The 9,608-nt window shown below is 70.6% G+C and carries 8 protein-coding genes; 4 read left to right on the top strand and 4 right to left on the bottom strand.

What is annotated here, in order from left to right:
* Positions 1-463 precede the first annotated feature (463 nt).
* Complete coding sequence (locus tag ABZV42_RS35770; RefSeq protein ID WP_355988783.1) at positions 464-850, bottom strand: hypothetical protein; 387 nt, start codon at positions 848-850, stop codon at positions 464-466.
* A gap of 610 nt (positions 851-1,460) precedes the next feature.
* On the opposite strand from ABZV42_RS35770, the gene ABZV42_RS35765 reads away from it, so the two are divergent.
* Together ABZV42_RS35765 and ABZV42_RS35760 are read left to right on the top strand one after the other, a co-directional pair.
* Positions 1,461-1,988, top strand: a complete 528-nt coding sequence (locus ABZV42_RS35765; RefSeq protein WP_261703579.1) for a universal stress protein — start codon at positions 1,461-1,463, stop codon at positions 1,986-1,988.
* Between the two features lie 244 nt (positions 1,989-2,232).
* Positions 2,233-2,796 carry a GPR1/FUN34/YaaH family transporter gene (locus ABZV42_RS35760; RefSeq protein WP_355988786.1) on the top strand — a complete coding sequence of 188 codons (564 nt, stop codon included), beginning with the start codon at positions 2,233-2,235 and terminating at the stop codon, positions 2,794-2,796.
* A gap of 163 nt (positions 2,797-2,959) precedes the next feature.
* Here ABZV42_RS35760 and glmS read toward each other — a convergent pair whose 3' ends face one another.
* Together glmS and ABZV42_RS35750 are read right to left on the bottom strand one after the other, a co-directional pair.
* The gene (gene glmS, locus ABZV42_RS35755; protein WP_355988788.1) at positions 2,960-4,777 is read right to left on the bottom strand and encodes a glutamine--fructose-6-phosphate transaminase (isomerizing); all 1,818 of its coding nucleotides are present in this window, start codon (positions 4,775-4,777) and stop codon (positions 2,960-2,962) included.
* Between the two features lie 14 nt (positions 4,778-4,791).
* The gene (locus ABZV42_RS35750) at positions 4,792-5,049 is read right to left on the bottom strand and encodes a hypothetical protein (RefSeq protein ID WP_037619090.1); all 258 of its coding nucleotides are present in this window, start codon (positions 5,047-5,049) and stop codon (positions 4,792-4,794) included.
* A gap of 164 nt (positions 5,050-5,213) precedes the next feature.
* Between ABZV42_RS35750 and ABZV42_RS35745 the strand changes: the two genes are divergently transcribed.
* Positions 5,214-6,782, top strand: coding sequence for a metallophosphoesterase family protein (locus ABZV42_RS35745; protein WP_356055630.1), 1,569 nt, complete (start codon positions 5,214-5,216; stop codon positions 6,780-6,782).
* Positions 6,783-6,918: 136 nt separating this feature from the next.
* Here ABZV42_RS35745 and ABZV42_RS35740 read toward each other — a convergent pair whose 3' ends face one another.
* Positions 6,919-7,803, bottom strand: a complete 885-nt coding sequence (locus ABZV42_RS35740) for a DUF4429 domain-containing protein (protein ID WP_355988792.1) — start codon at positions 7,801-7,803, stop codon at positions 6,919-6,921.
* Between the two features lie 138 nt (positions 7,804-7,941).
* Between ABZV42_RS35740 and ABZV42_RS35735 the strand changes: the two genes are divergently transcribed.
* Positions 7,942-9,525 (top strand): beta-N-acetylhexosaminidase, encoded by a 1,584-nt coding sequence (locus ABZV42_RS35735; protein ID WP_356055628.1) that lies wholly within the window; start codon positions 7,942-7,944, stop codon positions 9,523-9,525.
* Positions 9,526-9,608 lie beyond the last annotated feature (83 nt).

Below are 9,608 nucleotides of genomic sequence, written 5' to 3'. Positions count from 1 at the left end.
ACCCGCTGGAACAACTCCCACAACTCATCCGGCACCAGCCGCTCAACGATCGAAACCACGATCGACAGCCTATCGAACCAAATGAGATGACTTCTAAGCCCCCCTCGGTGGTCGCGGCTCCTCGGTTGTGTCGCTCCTGCACGTTTCCCCTCGGTCCTGCACGAGTCCCCCGCCGTAAGACAAGATCGAATCTACTGTGTCCGGTCGCGCCAAGGTGACCAGTTCGGTACTCCGCAGAATGTCGACATGGCAACTTGGCGTGAAGCATTCGATCACGAAGCGTTGCACTCGTGGGCGCCGCAGGGAAGTGCGCCTCGTGGCGGTGGCCAATCCACGTAGGGTGCGTGGGCCCTCCGTAGGCCTTTAGCCGCAGGTCGAACGGGGGTTGGGGGGTCGTTCGAGCAAGGGATGCGCCACTGCCGGAAGTTGGCTGAAAAGAAGCGTAGGTGTACGCGCAAACCGGTCAGTCGACCCGCTTGTTCCCCCCACTGTGACGTCCGCCTCGGTGAACTCCCGTGCCGTTCCCGCCCCATGGGCCGACCCGGGGCCCGGCTCCGCTCGCGTGTCCCCCTGCCCCCACGCTCCCCGCGGCTCCCGGACCTGTCCTCCCGTGGCGTCCGCGCTGCTGCGGGGTGCGCCGGCGTGCGCCCGAGTGCGACGGGTCCCGCCGCTCGGCGGCCAGGAGCGCGGCCCCCCGTTCGCACCGGCGCAGCAGGATCACACAGACCCCCGTCAGGGCCGCGAGTCCGAGGGCGGTACCGGCCGCTCCGGCGAGCGAGTCGCCGTACCAGAGGAGGACCGCCGGGACCAGGACGCAGCTGAAGGCCGCCCAGCGGACCACGTCGGTCACCGTGTCCGCCGGGGGAGGCGCCGGGGCGCGCGAACCGGAGCGTGTTCCCGATCGCGATCCCGGCTGCGGTCCGTGGGGTGCGGCCGAGGGTGCGGCGGGCCAGGGGGAGGCGGTGGGGTGAGCCGGTGGGACGGAGGGGGCGAAGGGTGTGGAGGAGCGGGGGGAGGCGTCGGGTCCGGACACGTGCTGCTCCCTGATGCTCCGGTGTTCTCCGTGCTCTCCACGGCGTGTGATCTCCATGGCCTGCCTTCTCCGTGGCGGCTGCGACCGGTTCAACGCGTGTTCGACCTGCCGGTCACTGCCCGGCGGGTGGAGCGTGCGTCCGGAAGGAGGCGGCCCGGTCCTGTCCGGCGGCGGAATTCCCGGTTCCCGGGAGCCGCTGCAAATTCACGCGGAGTCCTGCGCAAACCGCCTGTACGGGGCAGCAACCATTGCGTTACGGGCGGCCTCTCGTGCATGCTCCCTGGAATGCCGCGTAAGGCGCGCGGGATCTGGGCAGAGGAGGCGTGCCGCCGTACCCTTGGGGGTATGGGGTTGGGAAGATGTTTCCCAGACACAGCTCTGCCGTTCGTTGTCGTCCCCACACGAGGATCCAAACGCCGAGACACCCATGGCCGGTCACGAATTCTTCGATCCCGCGGACCGCAAGCGCCCGCTCGCCGATCCCACGGCGGCCGAGCCCCTGGCGGCGGAAGAACCCCGCCAGTCCTGCGATCCCGCCTTCAAGCACGGCGTCGTCGTCGGATTCGACGGCTCGACGTCCAGCGAGCGTGCCCTCGCCTACGCGATCGGGATGGCCCACCGCTCGGGCTCGGGCCTGATCATCGTCCATGTGGCCAACCGGCTTCCCACCACCGTGTGGGCGGGCTGCGAGCCGCCTGTCTTCGTCGACGTCCCCGACCACCGCACCGAGGTGCTCGGGCTGGAGCTCGCCTGCGCCGAATACCTCTCCGAGGTGCCCTGGATCCTGGTCGAGCGCGGCGGCGACATCTGCCACGAACTCGAGGAAGTGGGACGGGAGTACGAGGCGGACGCGATAGTCGTGGGTTCCACGCACGGCATCGTCGGGCGCATCTTCGGCTCGGTCGCGGGGCGGCTCGCCAAGCGCGCCAAGCGCCCCGTCATCGTCATCCCCTGACGCCCCGTTCCTCCCCGAGGCCCCGTCCGTTCCTGTGGGGCGGGCCTGTGGGACGGGCCTGTGCGGCGCCACTCCTCCTTGGTGGGACGAGTCCGGGGTGACGGCCCGCCCTCTCTGTGCGGTGAGTGAACCTACTGGCGCGTAGAGGTGTTTGTGCCTTTGTGAAGGGCATATACGGGACGCCGGTCCTACGCGGTGACCGGTACGGCGCAGCACAACTGCACAGGTATGAAGGGAGCCCGCCGTGGACAACGACGTCTCTGCGGGAAGCACCACCACGATCGTAGGAAGACTCGCGCTCGGTGTGACCCTGCTGGCCTTCGGCCTCGGGTACACCGGCCTGATCGACGGAGTGACGGCGGCTGACGCCGTGTCACTGGCCCACTACGTAGGCGGCGTGGCGCTCTTCGTCGCCGGTCTCCTCGCCTTCCGCGACCGTGACACGGCCAACGGCACGGCCTTCACGGGTCTCGGCGCCCTCTGGTTCACCTGGGCCGTCTCGGCTGGCGGCCAGGTCTCCGACAACGCGGCGGGACTCTTCCTGCTGCTCTTCGCGCTCGTCGTGCTCTCGCTCGCCCTCGCGGGCGGGGACACCCTCGGACAGGGCGCCTACGGACTCTTCTTCGTCTCCCTGCTGCTTCTCGCCGTCGGCCGTTTCGCGGACAGCACGGGCCTGGGCAAGGCCGGCGGCTGGTTCGCCGTCGCGGCCGGCGCGGTCGCCTGGTACGCGGCGACCGCGGCTCTCGCCCACTGGCCCACCGCGCTTCCGCGACGCGCCGCCGGCCGGGGGGTGACGGCCACCGGCTGACCTCGGCGCGGGCCGGGGTATTGGGCGGCTCCGGCCCCTTGAAGAACGATCCCCGTGCGCGGGTGGTGCGCACGGGGACCGTTCATGTCCGGCCGCCGGCCGGGGACTTGCGCGGCGACGGACGGGGTGGCGGACCGCCGGCCGGCGGTCCGCCCGGTGGTGCCTACTCGACGGTGACCGACTTGGCGAGGTTGCGCGGCTTGTCGATGTCCCGGCCGAGCGCCAGCGCCGTGTGGTAGGCGAGGAGCTGGAGCGGGATGCCCATGAGGATCGGGTCGAGCTCGTCCTCGTTCTTCGGGACGAGGATCGTCTGGTCGGCCTTCTCCTGGTGCCGGTGCGCGACGGCGAGGATCTGGCCGCTGCGGGCCTTGATCTCCTCAAGGGCGGCGCGGTTCTTCTCCAGCAGGTCGTCGTCGGGGACGATCGCGACGGTGGGGAGCGCCGGCTCGATGAGCGCCAGCGGACCGTGCTTGAGCTCGGAGGCCGGGTAGGCCTCGGCGTGGATGTACGAGACCTCCTTGAGCTTCAGCGAGGCCTCACGGGCCACCGGGTAGCCCCGGACGCGGCCGATGAAGAGCATCGAGCGGGCCTCGGCGTACTGCTCGGCCAGCTTCTTGATCTCGTCCTCCTGCTCCAGGATCTCGGCGATCTGGGCGGGCAGCCTGCGCAGACCCTCGATGATCCGCTTGCCGTCGCGGACCGAGAGGTCGCGGGTGCGGCCGAGGTGCAGGGCGAGCAGCGCGAAGGCGACGGTGGTGTTGGTGAAGCACTTCGTCGAGACGACGCAGACCTCGGGGCCGGCGTGCACGTACATGCCGCCGTCCGCCTCGCGGGCGATCGCCGAGCCGACGACGTTGACCACGCCGAGCACCCGCGCGCCCTTGCGCTTCAGCTCCTGGACGGCGGCCAGCACGTCGTACGTCTCACCGGACTGCGAGACCGCGATGTAGAGGGTGTCGGGGTCGACGACCGCGTTGCGGTAGCGGAACTCGGAGGCCGGTTCGGCGTCCGCGGGGATGCGGGCCAGCTCCTCGATCATCTGGGCGCCGATCATGCCCGCGTGGTACGAGGTGCCGCAGCCGAGGATCTTGACGCGGCGCACGGCGCGGGCGTCACGGGCGTCCAGGTTCAGGCCGCCGAGGTGGACCGTCGAGAACCGGTCGTCGATCCGGCCGCGCAGCACCCGGTCCACGGCCTCGACCTGCTCGTGGATCTCCTTGTGCATGTACGTGTCGTGGCCGCCCATGTCGTAGGACGCGGCCTCCCACTCGACGGTGGTCGGCTCGGACGTCGTACGGGTTCCCTCGGTGGTGTACGTGCGGAAGTCGTCGGCCTTGAGGGTGGCCATCTCGCCGTCGTCCAGCGTGACGATCTGGCGGGTGTGGGTGACCAGGGCGGCGATGTCCGAGGCGACGAACATCTCCTTCTCGCCGATGCCGAGCACGACGGGGGAGCCGTTGCGCGCGACCACGATGCGGTCGGGGAAGTCGGCGTGCATCACCGCGATGCCGTAGGTGCCCTCGATGACCCGCACGGCCTCGCGGACCTTGTCCTCCAGCTTCTCCTGCTGGGAGCGGGCGACCAGGTGGGTGAGCACCTCGGTGTCGGTCTCCGAGAGGAACTCGACGCCGTCGGCCTCGAGCTTCTTGCGCAGGTCGGAGGCGTTGTCGATGATGCCGTTGTGGACGACGGCGACCTTGTTGTCGCCGGACATGTGCGGGTGCGCGTTCACGTCGGAGGGGGCGCCGTGCGTGGCCCAGCGGGTGTGGGCGATGCCCGTGGTGCCGGCGAAACGCTTGGGGACCTTCGCCTCCAGGTCGCGGACGCGGCCCTTCGCCTTGACCATCTTCAGGCCGGCCGACTTCGGGGACGTCACGACTATGCCCGCCGAGTCGTAGCCGCGGTACTCCAGGCGCTGAAGGCCTTCGAGGAGCAGCGGGGTCACATCACGCCTGCCGATGTATCCGACGATTCCGCACATATACGTAGAGTCCCTCAGCCGTAAACGATGCGGCGCAGCTGCCTGAGCGTGAGCTCCGGCGGCGCGACCGCGCGATATTTCAGGTCCGCCTCGATCCGCTCGAAGATCGACGCGTTCACCAGGCCCTGGGCCTGGAGCTCGCGGTGGCGGCGGCGGACGAACTCCTGGGCCGTCTCGTCGAAGTAGGCGAGAACGTCCTGGACCACCCGCAGCGCCTCGCCCCGGTTGAGGGGGGTCGACCGCGTCAAATGATCAACGAGTTCGTCGTGCACCCGTTGATCCTGGGGTACCGGAAGGCGATTCGCAAGAATCCTGCCCGATATCGGGCAAGCGGGTGTTGAATCTCTTATGGGCCGCTGTTTACAGGCTGTCCATCCGGCGTCTTGCGGCCCGTCGATTGCCTGGAGCAACTTCAGGGCTCATGGACACTCCACGCATGGGCGTACCCGAGCGGCTCGCCGAGAAGATGACCATGGCCGAGCAGCACGAGTACCTTCGCGCCAAGTTCTCCCGGCGCAACATGATCAGAGGCGGCGCCGTGACCATCGGTGCCGTCGCCGGCGGAGCCTTCGTACCCGGCGCCGCCCAGGCCGCCGTCCCCTCGCAGCGGACGGCCGCCCCGACCTCGACGGAGAAGGTGGACGGCGCCCTCGTCGCCCCCTTCGGCCGTCACCTCGCCTTCGGCAACGACCCGCGCACCGAGATGACCGTCTCCTGGCAGGTGCCGGTCGCCGTCGCCAAGCCCTACATCCGCATCGGCGCCCACCCCTGGGACCTCTCCCGCAAGATCGAGGCCGAGGTCCGCACCCTCTACACCCCGGCCGGCGTGGGCGCGAGCGGCGACCACACCCAGTACTACCTGCACGCCAGGCTCACCCACCTGCGCCCCGGCAGGACCTACTACTACGGCGTCGGCCACGCGGGCTTCGACCCGGCCGCGCCCCACCTCCTGGGCACCCTCGGTACCTTCACCACCGCGGCCTCGCACGCCGAGCCCTTCACCTTCACCGCCTTCGGCGACGAGGGCGTCGGCTACCACGGCCTCGCCAACGACGCCCTGCTGCTCGCCCAGAACCCCGCCTTCCACCTGCACGCGGGCGACATCGCGTACGCGGACCCGGCGGGCCAGGGCAAGACCGCCGACACCGGCTTCGACTCGCGGATCTGGGACCAGTTCCTCGCCCAGACGGAGACGGTCGCCAAGCAGGTGCCGTGGATGCCGGCGTACGGCAACCACGACATGGAGGCCTGGTACTCGCCCAACGGCTACGGCGGCGAGGAGGCCCGCTGGACGCTTCCGGACAACGGCCCCGACAAGGCCAACCTGCCCGGCGTGTACTCCTTCGTCCACGGCAACACGGCGATCATCTCGCTGGACGCCAACGACGTCAGCTTCGAGATCCCGGCCAACCTCGGCATCTCCGGCGGCACCCAGACCAAGTGGCTGGAGGCCCAGCTCAAGAAGTTCCGCGCGTCGAAGGACATCGACTTCGTCGTGATCTTCTTCCACCACTGCGCGTACTGCACCTCCACGGCGCACGCCTCGGAGGGGGGCGTGCGACAGGAGTGGGTGCCGCTGTTCGAGAAGTACACCGTCGACCTGGTGATCAACGGCCACAACCACCAGTACGAGCGTACGGACGTCATCAAGGCGAACGCGGTCACCAAGAAGCTGCCGATCGGCGGCACGGCGTACACCGAGACCGAGGGCGTCGTGTACGTGACGGCGGGCGCGGCCGGCCGAAGCCTGTACGCGTTCAGCGCTCCCGAGTCCTACGAGGGCAAGGAGAACGAGGTCGAGTCCGTCGCCTCCTTCGTCAACCTCAAGGACGGCAAGCAGAACGAGACGGTCGCCTGGTCGCGCGTGCGCTACCTCAACTACTCGTTCCTGCGCGTCGACGTCCAGCCGGCCTCGAAGGGGCGCCTGGCCACCCTGACGGTCCGCGGCATCGCCGAGACCGGTGCGGAGGTCGACCGCTTCACGGTCGCCCGCCGGGCCAAGTAGCTCCCGGGCAGCACCGGCACCCGGGCACGCCGGGTACCACCGGTCCGCAGGCACCAGGTACGCCCGGAAGGCGGGGTGTACCGCCTCCCTGACCGGCGGCCGGCTCCCGTGAGCGGCGGTCCTCGCCCGCCTGTTCCTACAGGCGCTTGAGGACCGCCTGCTTGGCCAGTGTGAACTCCTCGTCCGTCAGGACGCCCTCCTTGCGCAGCTCGCCCAGTTCGCGCAGCCTGCGCAGGAGGGCGTCGTGGTCGGCCCGGGGCTCCGGCTCCGGGGCCGGAGCCTGCCCGGCCGGCTCCTCGTCGAGCCGCTGCCCGGCCGGCGTCGCCGGATGCGGCAGCCTCGCCTGCACGGCCGCCGCGACCAGAGCCATCAGCGGGTCCCTCTTGAAGCCCCACAGCTCCACGGAGTTGGGGTCGTACTTCGGCGGGGCCTCGGTACGGGCGCCGCGCACGGTGAAGCGCAGACAGCCGTTCTCCAGCCCGGCCGCCGGGCGCCACTCGACGGCCGCGATCTCGCCGAGCGCGAGGGTCCGGGTGCCCGACGCGGACTTCGCGTCCTCGGTCTTCCAGTTCCACTCCAGCCGTACGCGCTCGCCGTCGAAGCTCGCCGTGCCGTCCCCCGCGGAAGCGGACAGCGGCACCGCCGGGCCGGGCAGCAGATAGCCGTCCACCGGGCCGGAGGGGACCTCGTCGAGGAGCAGCGCGCCCCTGACCTCGTCCACGAAGTACTCGGCGACGCCGAGACGGTCGGCCTCCACCGCCAGCTGATACGGGTCGTTCGGCTCCGCGAGCTTTCCGCCGGTCGCCTGGAGCAGCGGATCGGCGCCGTCGCGCAGCCGGAGCCTGAGCCGCCCGGCCTTCCTGCCCTGCTCCAGCGAGACACCCGCCAACGCGCCGAGCGGCACGGTGAGTTCACCCAGCGTCCGGCGCAGCAGGCCGACGTTCCTGTCCCGGCCCGGCGTCAGCCGCAGAGCGTCGCCGTCGAAGATCCACGTGCCGTCCCGCTGGATGATTTCCGCCATGACGGGGATTGTTCCACCGTGTCTGCGGCAGAGTGGTCTCGACCAATCAGACGTCTCGACCACATATGAGGGGCACGGCGCGGAGAGCGGCCGAGGACCGGCCGGGAGAGCCGGCGCCGGGCACCGAAGGGAGCGCATGTGAGACAGCACCGCAGAACGCCCCGCCTTCTCGGTACGCTGCTGCTCGTGGCGGCGGCCAGCATCTCGCTCGTCGGCGCGGCACCGCACACGGCGGCCGCCGCTCCGCTGGGCCGCGTCGTCCCGGCCCCGGCCTCCGTCGCCCCGGGTGGATCCCCGTACCGCATCACCGGTGACACCCGCATCCGCGTCGACGACTCGCGCGAGGCCCGCGCGGTCGGCGAGTACCTCGCGGGCATCCTGCGGCCCTCCACGGGCTACCGGCTGCCGGTCGGCTCGCACGGCGGGGGAGCGATCCGGCTCCGGCTCGGCGGCAAGGGACTGGGTGACGAGGGCTACCGGCTCGACAGCGGCGCCTCGGGCGTCACCATCACCGCCGGCCGGCCCGCGGGCCTCTTCCACGGCGTCCAGACCCTGCGTCAGCTGCTGCCCGCCGCCGTCGAGAAGAGGTCCGTCCGGCACGGACCCTGGCTGATCGCCGGCGGCACCATCAAGGACACCCCGCGCTACGCCTACCGCGGTGCCATGCTCGACGTCTCCCGGCACTTCTTCACCGTCGCCCAGGTCGAGCGCTACATCGACGAACTGGCGCTCTACAAGGTCAACAAGCTGCATCTGCACCTGAGCGACGACCAGGGCTGGCGCATCGCGGTCGACTCCTGGCCCCGGCTCGCCACCCACGGCGGCTCCACCGAGGTCGGCGGCGGGCAGGGCGGCTTCTACACCAAGGCCGACTACCGCGCGATCGTCCGCTACGCGGCCTCCCGCTATCTGGAGGTCGTCCCCGAGATCGACATGCCCGGGCACACCAACGCAGCCCTCTCCTCGTACGCGGACCTGAACTGCGACGGGGTCGCGCCGCCGCTCTACACCGGCACCGACGTCGGCTTCAGCTCGCTGTGCGTCGGCAAGCCGCTGACGTACTCCTTCGTGGACGACGTGATCCGCGAGCTGGCGGCGATCACCCCCGGCGCGTACCTCCACATCGGCGGCGACGAGGCGCACTCCACCAGCCACGCCGACTACGTGACCTTCATGGACAAGGTGCAGCCGATCGTCGCGAAGTACGGCAAGAAGGTGATGGGCTGGCACCAGCTGACCGGGGCCACCGCGGCGAAGGGCGCCATCGCGCAGTACTGGGGGCTCGACGACACCAGCGCCGAGGAGAAGGAGCAGGTCGCCCAGGCAGCGCGGAACGGCACCGGGGTCGTGCTGTCGCCCGCGGACCGGCTCTACCTCGACATGAAGTACACCGCCGACACCCCGCTCGGGCAGGACTGGGCCGGTCTGGTGGAGGTACGGCGGGCGTACGACTGGAACCCGGGGAGCTACCTCCCCGGGGTGCCCGCCTCGGCCGTCAAGGGCGTCGAGGCGCCGCTGTGGACGGAGACGATCCGGAGCTCCGCCGACATCGACGTCATGGCCTTCCCGAGGCTGCCCGGCGCCGCCGAGCTCGGCTGGTCGCCGGCCTCGACGCACGACTGGGACACCTACAAGGTGCGGCTCGCCGCCCAGGGACCCCGCTGGGACGCCCTGGGTATCGGCTACTACCGCTCGCCCCAGGTCCCCTGGCCGGCGGGCTAGCGAAAAAGGGCGGGCGCCCCGGAGGACCGTCTCCGGGGCGCCCGCCCGTACGCGGGGCTCGTGGGCCGCGGCCCGCGAGCCGG

Origin of the sequence: Streptomyces sp. NPDC005281 (genome assembly GCF_040607495.1) — a bacterium.
Lineage (GTDB): Bacteria > Actinomycetota > Actinomycetes > Streptomycetales > Streptomycetaceae > Streptomyces.
Note: the sequence above shows the minus strand (reverse complement) of the source record. Positions and strands in the feature narration are given on the sequence as shown.